This is a genomic window from Bradyrhizobium sp. Kon56, from assembly GCF_055807635.1.
Map to the genome: position 1 here is coordinate 11668 of NZ_JBVVOU010000024.1, position 17738 is coordinate 29405.

The following is a 17738-nucleotide window of genomic DNA, read 5'->3' on the forward strand; positions in this document are numbered from 1 at the left end:
TCCGTCCCTCCCTGTGTCCGTTCTCGTTGTTTCCTCGGCGCTCAGAGCCGATAGACGCGCATAGCGGTGGTCTTGAAAATGGCTTCGCGCTGATCATCGCGTAGCGGCGCCGCGGCGGCACGGAATGCATCGATCAACGCGCGATAGCTGGTCCACAATTTCTCGATCGGAAAATTCGAGCCGAACAGGCAGCGTTCGGCGCCGAAGATCGCAATCGTATCGGTCAGGACGGATGCGATATGCGCGGGGTCGTTGCGGTGGATGAAGGTTCCGAGCCCCGATAGTTTCGACACGACGTTCGGGCATGCGGCGAGGCGGGCCATCCCGGCGCGCCACGCGGCGCGGCCTGCCGGTGAAAGGTCCTCCAGCATGCCGGCGTGCTGGAGGATAAAGGTCACCTTAGGGCAGGATTCCGCAAGGCGCGCAGCGTCAGGCATCTGTGGCGTGAACACCTGAAGGTCAAAGCTCCAGCCATAATCCGCAAGGCGGGCGATATTGCGCTGGATCACGGGATCGGTGCAAAGGTCCGGCCGCGCGGCAAAGCGATAAAGCGGGTTCTCGTGCCAATGCAGTTGCATGCGAACGCCGCGTACGAGGGCATAACGCTTCAGGCGGTCGAGCTGTGGACGCACGTCGTCCACCGAAAAGTCGGCGTAAGCTACGATGGCATGCGGCCAGCCGTGCTCCTCGGCGGTCTGCTGCACCCAAGCGGCCTCGTCCTCGAAGCGGTCATTGGCCCAGTTGGTCTGGACATAGACCGAGCGGGTAACGCCGCTGCCCTCGATGTCGCCGAGATATTCCTCGATCGGGTAATCGCGCCGGATCGGCTCGTACGGACCGAAGATGCGCGGCTGCATCGGACCCACCAGCCAGGGCAGGTCGGTCTGGCGCCAGATATGATGGTGCCCATCGACGACGTCGGTCACGCAACTCTCCTTTGTCCCAGCGCCAGCACATGCGCGACGATCGACGCGCTCGAGCCACCATCGACGAGGTCGTCGACGAAGCGTTCGATCGCGACCAGCGCTTCGGTCTGCGGGCGAAAGTCGGGACCAGCCGCGAGCGGTGTCAGCCAGCTCACGCGCCACGCACGGCGCGATAGTTTCGCGACCGCATCGCGCAGCGCATCGGGTTCGCCCCGTTCCAGGCCGTCGGAAACGATGATCACGGCAGCGCCCCGCGCGTATCCACCGAAGCGGGGCACGGCGAGAAACGCCTGAAGCGCATCGCCGATTCGGGTGCCGCCGTCCCAGTCGCTGACCGCATGGGCCGCCGCCCTGAGCGCCTGCTCTCGGCGTTTGAGTCGCAACGGGCGGGTGATGCGGGTCAGCCGCGTGCCGAAGGTGAAGACCTCGACGCTGGGCGCCGCCTGCACCAACGTGTGCGCGAACTTCATATTCTCTTCGGTGCGGGTCTTCATCGAGCCGGAGACGTCAATCAGAAGCAACATCTTGCGTGGGCGCTGCCGCCGCTTCAAACGCCCCAGCCGGAGAATTTCGCCATCGCTGCGAACGGAGTCGCGCAGGGTGCGGCGCAAATCCGCGTAGGATCCGCTGCGAGCCCGCATGCGGCGATGGCCGCGCCGCTTCGGCAGGCGCCTCGGCGCCTCGCGGGACAGCCGGCGCAGCGCATCGGTGGTCGAGAGCTGCGCAAAGCGGCGCTCGACCAGGGCTTCGGCGCGCGCAGCTGCGAGACCGGACTCGTTGGCCTCGTCCGACAACAGCGGCTCGTCGTTTCCACGGGCCTCCTCTTGCAGCCGAACAGTCTCGTCGTCCTCACCGTCATCGACGCGCTCGATTGCCTCGTTTCCGCGAAAGTGCAGATCGAACAGCCGGTCGAACGTTGCGCGACGCTCCGGTGGAGGAGCCAGTGTTGCGAGGGCTGCCTGCCGAATGTCCTCCAGGCTGCGGGGACCGAGCAACTGGATTGCGGCCAGGAACGACGTCGTCTGTTCCGGTGCGACGGCAAATCCGTTCGTTCGCAACAAGCCGACGAACGAGATGAATACACGCGCAGCGCGCGGCAGTTCGGGTTCGGCGCTCATGCAGAGGCCTCCGCCAGCAGGGCATCGAGGCGCGGCGAAATGAAGTGCAGATCCTCCTCGTCTTTCAAGGCAACGCCGATCGAGCGCCTGAAGGCATCAGGCCACCGTGCGCCGCCCTTGTGCAGCAGCGTGGCGGCCTCGGCCCAGTCGACGGCCTCGGCGATCCCGGGCGCCTTGCTGAGTGGTTCGCGTCGCAGCTTCTCGACGGCGGCGACGACGGCCCGCGCGGTCCCCTCGGCGACGCTGGAGGCCCGCATCATCACGATGCGCGCTTCGCGCTCGGCGGAGGGATAGTCGATCCAGTGATAGACGCATCGCCTCCGCAACGCTTCATGAAGATCCCGCGTGCGGTTCGAGGTCAGGACGACAACCGGGCGCTCAGAGGCGCGAACCGTACCGCGCTCCGGAATCGAGATCTGGAAGTCGGACAGGAACTCGAGCAGGAAGGCTTCGAATTCTTGGTCGGCGCGGTCGATTTCGTCGATCAGCAGCACAGTTGAGTCAGGTGCGCGCAGCGTCGCCAGCATCGGTCGCTCGATTAAAAACGTTTCGCCGTAGATGTCGACGCTCTCATCGCCGGCCTGGCGGATTGCGAGCATCTGGCGCGGATAGTTCCATTCGTAGAGTGCGGCAGATGCGTCGATGCCTTCGTAGCATTGCAGGCGGATCAGGCGGCGGCCGAGGACCGCGGCAATGGCTTTGGCGGCCTCGGTCTTGCCGACGCCCGGCGCTCCCTCGAGCAGCAATGGCTTGCCGAGTGCCAGCCCGAGATAGGCTGCGGTCGCCAGCCCCTCGTCGGCAAGGTAATAGGCTGCCCGAAGCGCTTTCTCCAGTGCCTCTGGGCTGTCGATGCCGACGATGTTGCTGCGGACGGCCATCGAGACCTCAGCGCCGCGCCTGAGGGCGCGCGCCGCCCTCGGCCTTGATCGCGCGCAGCACCTTCTCCGGCGTAATCGGCAGATCGTCGATGCGCACGCCGACGGCGTTGAAGATGGCGTTCGCAACGGCCGGCAATACGGGATTCGCGCACATTTCGCCGGGCCCCTTGGCGCCGAAGGGGCCATCGGGAGCGGGGCGTTCCAATACGGCGATGTCGTGCGGGCAGATATCGCCAGGACCGGGCATGACATATTCGACGAAGTCGCGAGGGCCGTGGACCGGGTCGGGATAATAGGGTTCTGGCGTCTCGTAGAGCGCGTGACTGACGCCCATCCAGGCGCCGCCGACGAGCTGTTGCTCGACCAGGCGCGGGTTGAGCGCACGGCCGAGCTCATAGGCAGAATCCATGCGGATCATCGTGACCTCGCCGGTCTCGTCGTCAACCTCGACCTCGGCGACGAGACAGGCATGGGCGTAACAGGTCGCCGGCGACATCTCGCCGGTTTCCGGATCGACATTGGACAGAGGAACCAGGAAGATGCCGCGGCCGGCGATGGTCTTGCCCTGCTTGAACTGCGCGGCGATGGCGACGTCCTTGGTGGAGATCGAGCGGTGCGGCGCGCCCTTGACGTGGATGTTGCCACGTCCGTCGGTTTCGAGATCGGCGGCGTTGACCTCGAGTTCTTCTGCGGCCGCCTCCATCATCACGCCGCGCGCCTCGCGCGCCGCCGCCATCACTGCATTGCCGACGCGATGGGTGCCGCGCGAGGCGAACGAGCCCATGCAATGCGGGCCAGTATCGGAATCGGCGGTATCGACATAGACGTCCTCGACGGGTACGCCGAGCGTCTCTGCGCAAATCTGCCGCGTGACCGACTTCATGCCTTGGCCGAGGTCGATCGAGGACAGCGCTACGGTGAACTTGCCGCTTGGATTGGAATGAACCAGGGCTTGGCTGGGATCGCCGCCGAGGTTCATGCCGATGGGATAGTTGACCGACGCGATGCCGCGTCCGCGATGTCGCGTCATCTCAACGCCTCCTGGTGCCGAACACGGATGAGAATCGGCCCGCCCCATGCGAGGGCGATGTTGGTCGCGGTGGCGATGGCGGTGGCGGCGCGGGCGGTGGGGGCTCGCGCGGGGGTTCGCGCGACGCGGCCGTTGGCAGGCGATCATAGCTCGTGCGCTGCTGCGCCGGCGCGGTCGTCCGTACGTGGATGTCGGCAGGCGTCCGCGGGATGGCAGCGCGGCTGCCGCCTCCGTCTTTGCGGGAGGAGGCGCGCTTGAACTCGTCGCGGATCGGCCATTTGGCTTTCTCGGCCGCGACCTGGACGCACTCGATCAGCGCCGTGTTCTTGGCCTCGCGCCGATGCGCCTTCATGTCGCCGTCGCGATAGGCATTGAGGATGCGGAACTCCATCGGGTCCATGCCGACGAGGTTCGCGAGCTTGTCCATCTGGCATTCGATCGCAAAGTCCATGGCGGTGACGCCGAAGCCGCGCATCGCGGTTGCAGGCGTACGGTTGGTGAAGACGCAGTAGACGTCGCCATAGACGTTCGGGATGGTGTAGGGTCCTGGCAGATGGGCTGCGCATTTCACCGCTGCATAACTGGAGAGCCGCGTATATGCGCCGCTGTCGAAATATGCGCGGATCTTTCTCGCGACGACGCGGCCATCGCGCATCACGCCGTCCTTGATGTAGATGCGCTCGGCGCCGCGCGGCGGGCCGTATTGCATCTCTTCTTCGCGTCCGAACACGTAGCGCACGGGACGTCCCGTCAGCATCGCACCCAGGATGCATAACGGTTCGGTCAGCGTGTCGACCTTGCCGCCAAAGCCGCCGCCGACGGTGCCGCCAATGAAATGGAAGGTGTTGGAAGGGACGTCGAGGATCTTGGCGCAGGTGTCGACCGAGAAGAACAGCGCCTGCGTCGACGTATAGACGACATAGCGCCCGTTGGTGTCGGGCGCCGCGATCGACCCATTGGTTTCGGTCGGCGCGTGCTCGATTGGTGACATCTGGTAGCGTTGTTCAAGCACGTGATCGGCGGTCGCGAGTGCGGCATCGGCATCGCCGAAGCGGAGCTTTTGGTGGTCGTATGTGTCGTGATAAATGAAGGCATTCTTCGGATAGGTATCGTTGACGACGGGCGCGCCGGCCTTCAGCGCATCTTCCACGTCGAACACGGTTGGCAACGGCTCATAGTCGATCCGCACCTTTGCGATCGCCTCGAACGCCTCGCGCTCGCTGTCGGCGACGATGGCCAGGATCGGCTCACCCTTGTAGCGGACCTTGTCGACGGCCAGCGATGGTTCGTCGTCCTTGCCGAAATTGATCAGGCTCAAAAGTGTGTTGAGGTTGCGGGGCACGTCGGAGCCGCGGATGATCCGGCGCACGCCGGCTGAGCGCTCGGCGTCCGCGGTATCGATCCGCCGGATCCTTGCATGCGAATGGGTCGAGCGAACGACTTTCAGGTGCAGCATGCCCTGGAGCTTGTGGTCGTTGAAATAGCTCGAGGTGCCCGTGACATGGCCAAGCATGTCCTGGCGCTGTGTGCCCTTGCCGATCTCGTTGAGATTATCGTCGCGCTCGTCGGCGAAGATGTCCTTGCGTAGTTCCAGCATGATCTGGTCCTTCAGGCGCTCACCCTGCCGCCGGAGGCGGCGAGGATGGCGTTGATGATCGGCTCGTAGCCGGTGCAGCGGCAGATGTTGCCGGAGATCGCCTCCACGATCTCGGCGCGGCTCGGGGAGGGATTGCGGTCGAGCAGCGCCTTGCCAGCCATCAGCATGCCCGGCGTGCAATAGCCGCACTGGGCAGCAAAATTCTCGGCGAAGGCGCGCTGCAGCGGATGGAGGTTCGGTCCCTGCTTCAGGCTATCCAGCGTCTCGACAGAGCGGCCGGCGACGGTCTCGGCCAGCGTCAGACAGGAGAGATGGAGCTCGCCGTCGATCAGGACGCTACACGTGCCGCAGCCCCCCTGGCCGCAGCCGAATTTCGGCGTCATGTCGCCGATCAATTCGCGAAGCGCGACGAGCAGGTTGGTGCCGCCATCGACGAAAATGGCGACATCGCTGCCATTGTGACGAAATTGCAGGGCAGTCTTGGCCATACGATCTATTCCTGACCCAAGAGAAGACGACGCAGATGGACGCCGACGATCTCGCGGCGGTACCAGGCGCTGCCGAGCGCGTTGTCGGAGGGCGATGTTCCTTCCGCCGCTGCGGAGGCTGCGGCCGCAACGGTCGCGGCATCGAGCGAGCGACCTTCCAGAGCGCGTTCGGCCGCCCGCGCACGTATTTGCGTCGGCGCCATCGATCCCAATGCGATTCGTGCCCCGGCGACCCGCCCGCCACTGATGGGCAGATGTGCGGCGAGCGTGATGACCGAGCCGCCCTTGGGCTTGATCCGTGCGATCTTGCGGTAGCGAAAAGCCTCCGCGCTAGTCGGTCGCGTGCATGACACCGACAGCACGAGCGCGCCCGCCTGCCTTTCACGTGACTGCAAAAACTCCTCAATTGGAATGTCGCGCGATCCAAAGCCGCCTTGCAGGGCCACCGTGGCATCGAGCGCAAGCAGGGCGACGGTGAAATCGCCATAGGGATTAGGCGCAAACAGATTGCCGCCCACCGTACCCATGTTGCGCACCGCCGGGCCGCCAATCGAGCGGGCAGGGGCGTGCAGGAAAGCGAGGTCACGCTCGCCCAGAATCCGGGCGAAAGTTACGCCAGCACCCAAGGTGATCCGCGGACCAGATGGGTCGATGCGCGTCAAGGCTTGGTCATTGGCGCGCACGATGGTCGAGAGCGAGATATCGCCTTCGTTCAGAGCGCGCATCACGAGCGTGCCGCCACCGAGATAGCGAGCGGTGCGATCGGACGACAGCGCGGCGGCGGCCTCGCTCGAGCTTGTGAAGGTCTTCACCGTCACAGTCATGTTGACACAGCCTCCTTGAGGTGTCGGCGGATCGCTACGAATCCCGCTTGGTAGATATCTTCCGCGACCATGTGGGTGATACGATCCTTGTCCTCCGGCCGCGTCGAGAAGCGCGATTCCCAGTGCCAGAAGGTACGGTCGCCGTCCGTCACGGGCAGCAGGCGGACGTGGGCTACGTAGTTGAACATCGGGACCGGCGTATCGAGCAGGCAGTAGCTGAAGGTCTGCTCCAGATCCGACAGCGTCAGCAATTGCTCGCGCAGCTCCGAGCCGTCCTGCAGCTTGAACCGCCTGACGCAGCCGATCTTGTCCGAGGCCTGCGCCCGCTCGATGGTGGAGGCCGCGACCGCCGGATGCCAGCGATCGTGCCCGTTGAAATCGCGCAGCACCGCCCACACGGACCCGGTCGGCGCATCCAGGATCGTGCTCTTGACGATATGCGGCACTGCGCTCAGCCTCCGAACTGGCGTTTGAGGGCGTCGAAGCCGCCCTGGAACACGCCGCCGCCGATATTCGCGACAAGCTCCGCCTCCCGCTCGGGTGCGCATTCGAACTCAGCGGTCCATTCCATGAAGGTCTGGTCGCCATCCGTGACCGGCGTCAGCCGAAGCGTCGCGACGTAGTCCTCGACCCCCATCGGGGATTCGAGGATCGAGTAGGTGCAGAACATGTCGTAATCGGACAGGCCAAGCAGCTTTTCCCGGATGCGATCGCCGTTGCGGAGGCGAAAATCCCTGACGCAGCCGATCTTGTCGGAGGGCTCGCCACCCTCGATGCGGCTTTCCGCAATCGCGGGATGCCAGTTCGGCAGACCGTTGAAGTCGCGCACTCGCGCCCAGACGCGATCGTTGCGCGCCTTGACGACGGTCGAGACGTAGACGCGGGCCATGGTGCGACCTCAGCTCTTCTTTCGGGGGCTGCGCTCGGCGGGCGGCTCGCCGTCGGCTGCAGGCGAGGGTGCAGCGGCTGGCTTCTCGCCACCGCCGCCGCTCTTGCGCGCGGAGTCCTTGATGCCCTGCATGTCGCGAGCTTCCCGGATCAGGCCTGGCATCTTGGCGAGGCTGCCACCTTCGACGCCGATGTCCGCCAGAAGCGAATCGATCAGCGGCGCCTGGACGCGGTAGCGCAGCGCCGAGTCGATCACCTCGTCGGTGGCGCTACGGCCGCCATTCCCGCCATGGCCGTTGCCGTTGAGACCATCGACTTGCAGGATGCGGATGCCCTCGATCTTCTCCATCGGCTTGACGCTCTCACGGACGATGCCCTCGATGCGGTCGAGCAGCTTTCTACGGAATAGCGAGTAGCGCGCCTGGTCGGTCAGCACGTTCTCGGCCTCGTTGAGCATACGCTGCGCCTCGGCCTCGACTGCAGCGCGGATCCGTTCGGCTTCCGCGGCAATTCGCGTCTCCTCGGCCTGCTTCTCGGCGATCAGGATCTCCACGGTCTTGCGACGCTTCGCGATCTCGCTCTCGCGCGCGGTTATGACGCGCTCGGTGGCTTCAGTGGCATGCACCCGCGCTTCCTCAGCCGAGGCCTTGGCCGCGGATTCCTCCAGCGACTTGAGGTGGATAGCAATCGCCTTTTCCATCAAGACGGTCTCGACCTCCTTCTCGCGATTGATTTCGAGCTTGCGCAACTCGCGCTCGCGGCCGATGCGGGCCTCGTCGAGGCCGCGATCGGAGGCGATGCGGGAGCGCTCAACCTCTTCCCGCGCGGCAATCTCGGCTTCCTGGAGCGACTGGACGCGAGCGACTTCGAGCTGTTCGATCGAACGGCGGCGCTCGATTCGCGCCGCCTCCAGCGCATGCTCGCGCGAGACGTCGGTGGTCTCGACCTCCTTGCGCGCGACAATCTCGGCCTGCCTGACCTGGCGGTCGGCGTCGATGCGCTCGGACTTCTTGGTCGAGAGCGCGATGACGCGGTCCTCATCCGCGATCTCGATCGCCTTCTTGTGCTCGATATTGAGGACTTCGCGCTTCTTGGAGGACGTGATCCGCTCGGCCTCGAGCGCGAGATCGACGCCGATGCGCTGGCGCTCGATGGCGTCGCGGCGCTTCAACTCGGCCGCCTCGAGCACGGCTGAGCGCTCGATCTCGAGCGCGCGTGTGTCACGCTCGGCCTGGATACGCTCGGCTGCAACGGACTTCTCCTGCGCGATCCGGGCGGCTTCGATGGCTTCCCGCGAGGCAATGTCGGCTTCCTCGACGGCGCGGTTGCGGGCGATTTCCAGCGACCGCACGCGCTCTTGCTGGGTGATGCGGGCAGCTTCGGTGGCTTCGCGCGCCGCGACCTCTGCGACTTCCAGCGTCTGATTTCGCTCGATTTCCAACTGCCGGGTATTCTGCTCGACCGCGATGCGCTCGACGGCGAGCCTGTGCTCCCGGTCGATTCGCGCCGCCTCGACCGCGCGCTGCGCCTCAATCTCGGCTTCCTGGATGTTACGCACCTGCTGGATCTCCAGCGCACGGGTGCGCTCATCGGATGCGATGCGCTCGACATTGACAATCATGGTCTGGGCGATGCGGGCCTTTTCGGTCGTCTCGCGGGCAGCAATCTCGGCTTCGTCCACGGCGCGGGTCCGGTCGATCTCGCGGCGCCGGGTCTCCTCTTCGTTAGCGATGCGGGCGTCGGTCACGACGCGGTCCTGCTGGATACGCGCTTTCTCGATCGCTTCGCGGGCGGTGATCTCGGCTTCCTCGACGGTCCGCATCCGCTCGATTTCGCGCTGGCGCACCTCGCGCTCGGAAGCGATGCGGCTGGTATCGATCGAGCGCTGGTTGGCGATCCGGGCTTTTTCGATTTCCTCCCGTGCGAGCAGTTCCTTCTCCTCGATGGTGCGGGTGCGCTCGATCTCCCGCTGGCGGGTCTCACGCTCCGAGGCGATACGGGCTTCGGCGATCGCCTGGTCGTTGGCGATTCGCGCCTTCTCGATGGTTTCACGGGCGGAAATCTGCGCCTGCTCAGCTTCGGTCTCGCGCAGGGCCCGTTCGCGTGCGACCTCGGTGCGTTGCAGGGCGCGGCGCATCTCGATGTCACGCTCCTGTTCGAGGCGCGCCGTCTCGCTTTCGCGTTCGATCTCGAGAGCCTGCCGCTCGGCCTCCAGGTTGCGGGAGCGGATCTTGATCATCGAATCCTGCTCGATGTCGTTGCGCAGTTTGCGCTTGGCCTCGATGTCCTCCATCAGGCGGGTCAGACCTTCGGCGTCGAAGCGGTTCGAGGGGTTGAAGAATTCGAGATCGGTCTGGTCGAGATCGGTGATCGCGACTGATTCCAGCTCGAGCCCGTTCTGGGCGAGGGCCTCTGCGGCGTTCGCCTTGAGGCGGGCGACGTACTCACCGCGCTGCTCGTGCATCTGCTCGAGGGTCATCTCCGAGGCAACGGAACGAATGGCCGAGATGAATTTGCCGGCGAGGAGGGCGTGGAGCTGTTCGGGCTCCATGGTGCGGCGGCCGAGTGTGGCGGCCGCGATAGACACGGCTTCGCGGGTCGCCTGCACGCGGACATAGAAATCGGCCTCGATGTCGACGCGCATGCGGTCACGGGTGATCACGGCGTCCTGGCGGGAGCGCACGATGCCCATCGGCTGCACGTTCATGTTGACGGGCGTGTAGTCGTGGATGAACGGCAGCACGAAGGCGCCGCCGTTGATCACAACGCGCTCGCCGAGCAGGCCGGTCCGGACGAATGAGGTCTCCTTGGACGAGCGGTGATAAAGCCAGTTCACGATGTAGACGCCGACCACGATCACCACGACGGCGACGATCAGCCAGAGGATCAATTCACCGACCAGAGTCCCTGACATGTTTCTCTCCCTCGACCTTTCGGCGTTATCGCGCGCCGATCGCCTTGAATTTGCGAACCTGATCCGTCAGCGCCCGCTCGACCGGCAGCCGTTCCATTGAGGAGGCGCCGTAGAAGCCGTGGCAGTTGCGTGTGTTCCTCATGATGAAATCGGCATCGTCCGGATCGGAGATTGGTCCGCCATGAGCGAGCACCAGAATGTCGGGATTGACGCCGAGCGCGGCGGAGGCCCAGGTGTCGATGTGCGCTGGGCAATCGGTCAGCTTGAGTGCGGTCTGCGCGCCGATGCTGCCCCCGGTCGTCAGGCCCAGATGACAGACGATGATATCCGCGCCTGCGATCGCCATCGCGGCAGCTTCCTTCTCGCTAAAGACGTAGGGCGTCGTCAGCAGGTCCTTCTCGCGCGCCTTTGCGATCATGTCGATCTCGAGGGCATAGGACATACCGGTCTCTTCGAGATTGGCGCGGAACACGCCGTCGATAAGGCCGACGGTCGGAAAGTTTTGTACGCCAGCGAATCCGAGCGCTTTCAATTGGTCCAGGAAAAGATCCATGTCGCGGAACGGATCCGTGCCATTGACGCCGGCGAGCACTGGCGTCCTGGTCACCACGGGCAGCACTTCGCCGGCCATCTCCAGCACGATGGCGTTGGCGTCGCCGTAAGCCATCAATCCCGCGAGCGAGCCTCGGCCGGCCATGCGGTAGCGGCCGGAATTGTAGACGACGATGAGGTCGACACCGCCGGCCTCCTCGCACTTGGCCGACAGGCCGGTGCCGGCGCCGCCGCCGACGATGGGCTCGCCGCGCCTTGCCATCTCGCGGAAGCGATTCAACAGTGCAGCGCGTTCAAACCGGGCCATCGGTCACCTCGCTAGTCTCCGGCGCGCCCCAATGCGGCCGAACAATGTTCGGAACGCGCTGACGATGGTGGAGGCGAACTCGGGGTCATTGATATTCTTGGGAATGCGGATGAGCTGACGGTTGGCGGTCTGCCGCACGTTGCGCTCCAGCGTGCGGAACAGCGCCGCATCGGCGTCCGGATCCCAGAATGACTGTCCTCGCGCGTCGAGCGCGGAGACACCGCCCTCAGGCAGGAAGAAGCGCACCGGGCCGTCCATCCGGTTGAGCCGGTCGGCGATCCAGTGCCCCATGCGCTCGTTCTCCTCTGCAGTGGTGCGCATCAGCGTGACCTGCGGGTTGTGGACGTGGAATTTCCTGCCGCGGTAGCGCTCCGGGATGGTCTCGGGGGCGCCGAAATTCACCATGTCCAGAGCGCCTACCGAGCCGACATAAGGCACCCGGCTGCGGATGATGGCGCCAAAGCGGTCGTCGATGGCCGGGAACACGCCGCCCATCAGGAGATCGCCGACCTCCGTGGTCGTGAGGTCGATGACGCCTGCGAGCTGTCCGGAATCGACGAGCTTCTCCATTGAGCGTCCTCCGACGCCGGTGGCGTGGAAGACCAGGCACTCGAAATCCTCGCGCAAGTCGGCCGCGATCTTCTGCCCCGCCAGCGTGGTGACACCAAACATGGTGATGCCGACCGACGGCAATCCGCTGTCGCCGCGATCCTTCCGCGAATGCTGATCAAGGCGCGCCTTGACCATGCCGGCCAGCGCGTTGGCGCCGTTGGCCAGCACGGCGCGCGAGATCGAGTTGAGGCCCTGAACGTCGGTAACCGAATGCATCATGGTGATGTCCGCGGGGCCGACATAGGGCCCGACGTCGCCAGAGGCGACGGACGAGACGATGAGCTTCGGCACCCCGACAGGAAGCATCCGCATACCGGGCGCGACCAGCGACGCTGCGCCCGAGCCACCGGCAGAAATCACGCCGGCAACATTGTTCTGGCGTCGCAACCAGCTGGCGAAGGCCTCGGCCATCGCGGCGACGGCGGCGCCGCGGTCGGGTCCGAATACCGCCGATCCGCCGCGACCATGGTTCAAGGCAATCTCCTGGGCGGAGACGTCGCTGGCCGCGTGCCTGCCGCTGGTGGAGACATCGACCAATCGGGTTCGCAGGCCGGTCCCGGCGATGATGTCGCGGATGAAGCGGAGCTCCGTGCCCTTGGTGTCGAGCGTACCGACGACGAGGACGACCGGAGGGCCCTGCGTTTGTGCGGCGACCGGTTCGCGCCGTCGCCGTGCCGTCTCGTCGAGTCGCATCACCTGTGTCGAGAACATGCGGGCCGCAGCCTCGATGCGGGCGATCGGCACAGGTTGCGACCACCGTGTCGGCGGCGTCGGGTTTGACATGTAGATGCGGATCGCGCCGCCTGGACGCGTCTGCTGCGGAGGAGGCTTCGCTTCCGTATCCGCCGGTGGCACGTCGAGGTCGAGCTCGAGTCCGGCGTGCATTCCGACACCGAGCAGGCGCTGCTGCAGTTCGCGATCGGCGGCAAGCCGCACCGAATCGATGATGCGGTTGACGCGGCCGTTGACCATGATCGCGACATTGCGCGACACGGCGGTCGCCACGCCGATATTCTGCTCGATCACGAGCACGGACATGTCGCCGTCCTCGCCAAGTCGTAGCAGCATCTCCTCGACCTGGGCCACGATGACGGGCGCGAGCCCCTCAGTGGGCTCGTCCATGATCAGGAGCCGCGGGTTGGTGAGCAACGCGCGCGAGATCGCAAGCATCTGTTGCTCGCCGCCGGAGAGCTGGCCGCCGCCGTGATCCTTGCGCTCGGCCAACCGCGGAAACGTCTTGTAGATGCGCTCGACCGTCCAGGCGCCGCGGCGCAAGCCGGCGGCAAGCCGCAGATGCTCATCGACGCTGAGTGAACGCCACAGCCGCCGTCCCTGCGGAACGTAGCCGACGCCGAGTCGGGCTATGTGGGCAGGCGGCTGTCGGGTGATCTCATCCCCGCGGATGCGGATCGAGCCGCCGCTGACCGGCACCAGCCCCATGATGGCCTTGCATAGCGTGGTCTTGCCCATGCCGTTGCGGCCAACGACCGAGAACACGCCGGCCTCGAGCGTCAGATCCACGCCCTGCAGCGCATGCGAATGGCCGTAATAGACGTCCAGGCCGCGGACTTCGAGCGCGGCGGCGGTACGGCGGACCTCATTCATGGCCGCCTCCGAGGTAAAGCTCCTGCACTTCGGGATCGGACTCGATCTCTTGCGGACGGCCTTCCTTGAAGATCCGCCCGTTGTGCATCATCGTGACGCTCTCGACGACGCGCAGGGCGACGTCCATGTCGTGCTCGATGATGATGTAGCCGATATGCGCGGGCAGGGAGGTCAATATCTCGATCAGCTCGGCACGCTCGGTCGGCGACAGCCCCGCGGCGGGTTCATCGAACAGGACGAATCGCGGCGCGCCGGCAAGCGCAAGTGCGATCTCGAGCTGGCGCTGCTGGCCATGCGCGAGCTCGGCAACGCGCTGATCCTTCACGCCCGAGAGATGGACGGCCTGCACGAGATTTTCGGCCGCGTGCATCAACGCATCGTTCTGACCGGGGCGGAGAAACGAGAAGCGTCCCCGTGAGACGCCACGGCAGGCGAGGTAGACATTGTCCTGGACGGTAAGGCCCGGAAACAGCGCGGAGATCTGGTAAGTCCGGCGCAGGCCACGGCGGATGCGCTCATAGGGCGGGAAGTGCGTGACGTCCTCGCCGAAGAAGCGGATGGTGCCGGAAGAAGGTGGGAAGTCGCCGGTGATGCAGTTGAACAGCGTAGTCTTGCCGGCGCCGTTAGAGCCAAGCACGGCGCGCCGTTCGCCGGGGCGGACGGTAATGGTGATGTCGGTGAGTGCCGCCAGCGCGCCGAACAGACGTGTCACGCCGCGCAGCTCCAGCGCCGCGCCGGCGCCCACGACAGAGAGGCGTTGCGCGACGCTATCCATGGTGGGATCCTTGGCTGGATCCTTGGTCAGATTCTCGGCCACGTCGTCCGCTTGAACTTGCCGCGCCGGAGCGTTGGCGGCGCCGCCAGCTCTGCCAGAGTCCGATGACGCCGTCCGAGGACCAGAACACGATAGCGAGGAAGCCGAGGCCGATCAGGAGCCGAAAGCGGTTGCCGTCGAGCCCCAGCTTGACCAGGAAGTCGAGTGCGAAGGTCCGCAGCAGTACGAAGATCAGCGCGCCGATAAAGGGTCCGATGGGACGCGTGATGCCGCCGACGACTGCGATGATGAGGATATCGATGCAGGCCCCAACGCTCACGGATCCCGGCGAAATCTGCCGGTAATTCCAGACCTGGAGTACCCCTGCCAGCGCCGCGACGAAGGACGCGAAGACGTAGGCCGCGACGCGATGCGCATTGACGTTGAAGCCGAGTGCCGCCATGCGGCGGGGATTGTCGCGGACACCTTGCAACGCGAGGCCGAACGGTGCGCGGGAGATGTAGTCGACGGCGAAGTAGCACAGCGCGGCTACTGCGAGGACGATATAGTAGAATGGAATGTCGGCGCGCCAGTTGACGCCCCAGAAATGCGGTGTGGCAACGGTATTGATGCCGGTATGACCGTTGAAGATCGCCCAGTTCTGGTTAGTGAAATAATAGAACGCCGCGCCGATCGCGAGCGTGATCATGATGGTGTAGATGCCCTCGGTGCGCACCGCCAGCGCGCCGCCGAGCGTGCCGAATATGGTCGCGAGCGCGAGCGCCATTGGGACCGCAAGCCACCACGGCCAGCCCAGGCTGATATTGGCGTTGCCGCTGACGCCAAACACCGCGACCATATAGGCGGAGAAACCCGCGATGGTGAGCTGCATCAGGCTGACCATGCCGCCATAGCCGGCAAGAAACATCAGACTCAGCGCCATGGTTCCGAGGATCAGCGTGGTCGCAAAGATCTCGATCAGGAAGAAGCCGTTGGCGATCAGGGGCATGATTAGGAGAATGGCCGCGACGGCCCAGGCCGCCGGATTGTCGATCTCCGGCCATCCGCGCAATTTCGAGCGCTGCACCGCAGTGGCGGGACGAACCGGGACGCGGGCGTCGTGGGCGAGGGACATGTCAGCGCCTCGTCAACAGGCCCTGCGGCCGAATTGCCAGCACCAAAACCATGATCAGGAAGGTCACGACGATGGCGTAGGTCGGGATGTAGACCGAGCCGAGCTGTTCGGCGAGGCCGATGATGAGCGCGCCCAGCGCAGCCCCTGGGATCGAGCCCATGCCACCGACGATCACAACGACGAGGGAGGCGAGCAGGAAGCGGATATCCTCGCCGGGTGAGAGCGACTGGAACGTTCCGCCGACAACGCCCGCAACGCCAGCGAGGCCGGCGCCGAGCGCAAACACCACCACGAAAACGAGTTGGATCCGTACTCCGGTCGCAGCCAGGATGTCGCGATCGTCGACCCCGGCGCGGATGATCATGCCGATGCGCGTGCGGTTGAGCGCCAGCCACATCGCCACGCCGATCACGACGGAGGCGACGAAGATCACGAGTCGGACCAGGGGATAGCGGAGATAGACCGGCTCACCTGAGGACTTGACCGCAGTGACCAGCGGCAGCTCCACAGGTCCGATCAGCCAGTTCGGGGTCTGGATCTGATAGAAATCGCCACCGCATGCCCACAGCATCAAATCGGCGAACACGATCGAGAGTCCGATCGTCACCATGGTCTGGCGCAGATCCTGGCCTTCCATGCGGCGGAAGACGAGGACCTGGAGCAGGACGCCGACCAGTGCCGTCAGGATGAAAGCGACGATGAAGCTGAGGACCCATGAACCGGTCGCGACGCTGATGGCGTAGCCGACATAGCCGCCGAACAAATAGAGCGAGCCGTGCGCGAGGTTGACGTTACGCATTAAGCCGAAGATCAGCGTAAAGCCGCTGGCGACGAGGAAATAGAGACCGCCGAGCGTGATGCCGTTGAAGAGCGCGTTGAGGAAGACCCGCTTGCGGCCGAACGCATCTTCGACGCTCTGCGGCCACACTGCGAAAATTAGCCAGAGTGCTACCGCGATTGCGATGATGACAATCAGTGCCCAGGCGGGATGGCGTTCGACAAAGCGGGTCATGATCGCCGCTCCGTCTTCGCGTCACCCCATCTCTCACCCCGCAAGCGGGGCGGAGGGGCACGCAGACCGTCGCCGGCCGCAAGCCCTGCCATGAACGTGCGCTCCCTATCGCGCGCGATCCTCGTTTCGGGATCGCGTTTGTCGCATCCTAATGCGGCTGTAACGGAGGCGCTTGATCGTGAGTATCTTTTCGCGTGACCTCAGGCGCGCAAAACCTTGGCCGCGCGGCGATAATCGGTCGGCGCCATGCCGACATTGGCAGCGAAGAAGCGGGTGAATCCGCTCTGCGACGAGAAGCCGAGATCGAAGCCGATATCGGCGATCGGCGCTTCGCTCGCCACCAGCGCCTCCAGCGCCTGCTCCATCATCAGCGTGTTGAGATAGAGGTGTGGCGTGACGCCGGTCTGGGTGCGGAAGAGCCGGTAGAAATGCGGCCGGGAAAGGCCAGATTCGCGCGCGATGGTATCGAGCTCGATCTCGGCGCCAGGACTCTCCGACATCATCTTGATGCACTTGCGCACACGAAAATCCGTGACGGAACCGTTTGCGCGCGGATCGCGCGCGGTCGCCGCCTGTTGCCAGCTTTCGTCATAACAGATGTCGATCAGGCTTCTCAGCTCGCCATCGAGGCTGTTGAGCGAGGGAGCGCCGCACACGAGGGCGGCTGCGTGCCTGATGTGCTTGTCCAGCGCAACGGACCGCGTGAACTGGGTGCGGCCGAAGCGCAGGCGGTCGGCGCCGGGCGCGTCGGGCGCAAACCACTCCGCATTGACGTAGAGCACGAAGAAAACGGCGCCGCCTTCGAGATCGGACGGCAGGAAATTATGCGGCTCCCACGGATTGACCGCGACGACGGAACCTTCGGTGAGCTCGTAACGTCCGTCACTGACATCGATGCATGCGGAACGCCCGCCGACATGGAAGATCAAATGACCTTCGCGATGTGCGTGGATGTTGAAAGGGCGGTTCAACTGATAGACCGTCGCCCGACCAAAGCGGCCGTGGAAGACGGCGAGCGCCCGGCTCATGCCTCTCCTCCCAAAAGCTCTTGGTATTTTTTGGTAGCGTTCAACAACCGAGGAGAGAATGCAAGGGCGC

At 64.9% G+C, this 17738-nt stretch carries 16 protein-coding genes; all 16 read right to left on the minus strand.

The features are described from left to right. Window positions 1-41: 41 nt before the first annotated feature. The 16 genes from AC0L3B_RS29175 to AC0L3B_RS29250 all read right to left on the minus strand — a co-directional run bounded on the left by AC0L3B_RS29175 (window position 42) and on the right by AC0L3B_RS29250 (window position 17668). Window positions 42-926: an amidohydrolase family protein gene (locus tag AC0L3B_RS29175; RefSeq protein ID WP_085394194.1), complete on the minus strand. Its 885-nt coding sequence runs from the start codon at window positions 924-926 to the stop codon at window positions 42-44. Further along, window positions 923-2044, minus strand: a complete 1122-nt coding sequence (locus AC0L3B_RS29180; protein ID WP_473381488.1) for a vWA domain-containing protein — start codon at window positions 2042-2044, stop codon at window positions 923-925. Before AC0L3B_RS29180 ends, AC0L3B_RS29175 begins: the two co-directional genes overlap by 4 nt. After that, window positions 2041-2922, minus strand: a complete 882-nt coding sequence (locus AC0L3B_RS29185; protein WP_018458729.1) for an AAA family ATPase — start codon at window positions 2920-2922, stop codon at window positions 2041-2043. The genes AC0L3B_RS29180 and AC0L3B_RS29185 overlap by 4 nt, the downstream gene beginning before the upstream one ends. A 7-nt stretch (window positions 2923-2929) precedes the next feature. Then, window positions 2930-3952: a xanthine dehydrogenase family protein molybdopterin-binding subunit gene (locus AC0L3B_RS29190; RefSeq protein WP_085352430.1), complete on the minus strand. Its 1023-nt coding sequence runs from the start codon at window positions 3950-3952 to the stop codon at window positions 2930-2932. Window position 3953: 1 nt separating this feature from the next. Continuing rightward, complete coding sequence (locus tag AC0L3B_RS29195; RefSeq protein WP_247299701.1) at window positions 3954-5549, minus strand: xanthine dehydrogenase family protein molybdopterin-binding subunit; 1596 nt, start codon at window positions 5547-5549, stop codon at window positions 3954-3956. A gap of 11 nt (window positions 5550-5560) precedes the next feature. Beyond that, on the minus strand, window positions 5561-6037 hold the full coding sequence (locus tag AC0L3B_RS29200; protein WP_473381489.1) for a (2Fe-2S)-binding protein: 477 nt from the start codon (window positions 6035-6037) through the stop codon (window positions 5561-5563). Between the two features lie 5 nt (window positions 6038-6042). After that, complete coding sequence (locus AC0L3B_RS29205; RefSeq protein ID WP_018458732.1) at window positions 6043-6861, minus strand: FAD binding domain-containing protein; 819 nt, start codon at window positions 6859-6861, stop codon at window positions 6043-6045. Next, the gene (locus AC0L3B_RS29210; RefSeq protein ID WP_018458733.1) at window positions 6858-7307 is read right to left on the minus strand and encodes an SRPBCC family protein; all 450 of its coding nucleotides are present in this window, start codon (window positions 7305-7307) and stop codon (window positions 6858-6860) included. Before AC0L3B_RS29210 ends, AC0L3B_RS29205 begins: the two co-directional genes overlap by 4 nt. A 5-nt stretch (window positions 7308-7312) precedes the next feature. After that, entirely contained in the window at window positions 7313-7750 is a 438-nt protein-coding gene (locus AC0L3B_RS29215; protein ID WP_018458734.1) for an SRPBCC family protein, read from the minus strand. A gap of 9 nt (window positions 7751-7759) precedes the next feature. Beyond that, the gene (locus tag AC0L3B_RS29220) at window positions 7760-10663 is read right to left on the minus strand and encodes a flotillin family protein (protein WP_026233647.1); all 2904 of its coding nucleotides are present in this window, start codon (window positions 10661-10663) and stop codon (window positions 7760-7762) included. Window positions 10664-10688: 25 nt separating this feature from the next. Continuing rightward, window positions 10689-11522 carry a phosphoenolpyruvate hydrolase family protein gene (locus tag AC0L3B_RS29225; RefSeq protein ID WP_018458736.1) on the minus strand — a complete coding sequence of 278 codons (834 nt, stop codon included), beginning with the start codon at window positions 11520-11522 and terminating at the stop codon, window positions 10689-10691. Between the two features lie 3 nt (window positions 11523-11525). Then, window positions 11526-13739 carry a Tm-1-like ATP-binding domain-containing protein gene (locus tag AC0L3B_RS29230; RefSeq protein WP_473381490.1) on the minus strand — a complete coding sequence of 738 codons (2214 nt, stop codon included), beginning with the start codon at window positions 13737-13739 and terminating at the stop codon, window positions 11526-11528. Continuing rightward, on the minus strand, window positions 13732-14514 hold the full coding sequence (locus AC0L3B_RS29235; RefSeq protein WP_007593014.1) for an ABC transporter ATP-binding protein: 783 nt from the start codon (window positions 14512-14514) through the stop codon (window positions 13732-13734). The genes AC0L3B_RS29230 and AC0L3B_RS29235 overlap by 8 nt, the downstream gene beginning before the upstream one ends. Next, window positions 14507-15628 (minus strand): branched-chain amino acid ABC transporter permease, encoded by a 1122-nt coding sequence (locus tag AC0L3B_RS29240; RefSeq protein ID WP_018458739.1) that lies wholly within the window; start codon window positions 15626-15628, stop codon window positions 14507-14509. Before AC0L3B_RS29240 ends, AC0L3B_RS29235 begins: the two co-directional genes overlap by 8 nt. Before the next feature lies 1 nt (window position 15629). Further along, window positions 15630-16640 carry a branched-chain amino acid ABC transporter permease gene (locus AC0L3B_RS29245; protein ID WP_018458740.1) on the minus strand — a complete coding sequence of 337 codons (1011 nt, stop codon included), beginning with the start codon at window positions 16638-16640 and terminating at the stop codon, window positions 15630-15632. A 200-nt stretch (window positions 16641-16840) separates the two neighbouring features. Next, the gene (locus AC0L3B_RS29250; protein ID WP_027569321.1) at window positions 16841-17668 is read right to left on the minus strand and encodes an AraC family transcriptional regulator; all 828 of its coding nucleotides are present in this window, start codon (window positions 17666-17668) and stop codon (window positions 16841-16843) included. Between the last annotated feature and the right edge of the window lie 70 nt (window positions 17669-17738).

Coding starts and splice junctions, on each gene's coding strand:
- AC0L3B_RS29200 (WP_473381489.1), bottom strand. CDS start 6,037: ATGGCCAAGACTGCCCTGCAATTTCGTCACAATGGCAGCGATGTCGCC.
- AC0L3B_RS29220 (WP_026233647.1), bottom strand. CDS start 10,663: ATGTCAGGGACTCTGGTCGGTGAATTGATCCTCTGGCTGATCGTCGCC.
- AC0L3B_RS29190 (WP_085352430.1), bottom strand. CDS start 3,952: ATGACGCGACATCGCGGACGCGGCATCGCGTCGGTCAACTATCCCATC.
- AC0L3B_RS29235 (WP_007593014.1), bottom strand. CDS start 14,514: ATGGATAGCGTCGCGCAACGCCTCTCTGTCGTGGGCGCCGGCGCGGCG.
- AC0L3B_RS29180 (WP_473381488.1), bottom strand. CDS start 2,044: ATGAGCGCCGAACCCGAACTGCCGCGCGCTGCGCGTGTATTCATCTCG.
- AC0L3B_RS29230 (WP_473381490.1), bottom strand. CDS start 13,739: ATGAATGAGGTCCGCCGTACCGCCGCCGCGCTCGAAGTCCGCGGCCTG.
- AC0L3B_RS29240 (WP_018458739.1), bottom strand. CDS start 15,628: ATGTCCCTCGCCCACGACGCCCGCGTCCCGGTTCGTCCCGCCACTGCG.
- AC0L3B_RS29185 (WP_018458729.1), bottom strand. CDS start 2,922: ATGGCCGTCCGCAGCAACATCGTCGGCATCGACAGCCCAGAGGCACTG.
- AC0L3B_RS29245 (WP_018458740.1), bottom strand. CDS start 16,640: ATGACCCGCTTTGTCGAACGCCATCCCGCCTGGGCACTGATTGTCATC.
- AC0L3B_RS29225 (WP_018458736.1), bottom strand. CDS start 11,522: ATGGCCCGGTTTGAACGCGCTGCACTGTTGAATCGCTTCCGCGAGATG.
- AC0L3B_RS29195 (WP_247299701.1), bottom strand. CDS start 5,549: ATGCTGGAACTACGCAAGGACATCTTCGCCGACGAGCGCGACGATAAT.
- AC0L3B_RS29215 (WP_018458734.1), bottom strand. CDS start 7,750: ATGGCCCGCGTCTACGTCTCGACCGTCGTCAAGGCGCGCAACGATCGC.
- AC0L3B_RS29250 (WP_027569321.1), bottom strand. CDS start 17,668: ATGAGCCGGGCGCTCGCCGTCTTCCACGGCCGCTTTGGTCGGGCGACG.
- AC0L3B_RS29205 (WP_018458732.1), bottom strand. CDS start 6,861: ATGACTGTGACGGTGAAGACCTTCACAAGCTCGAGCGAGGCCGCCGCC.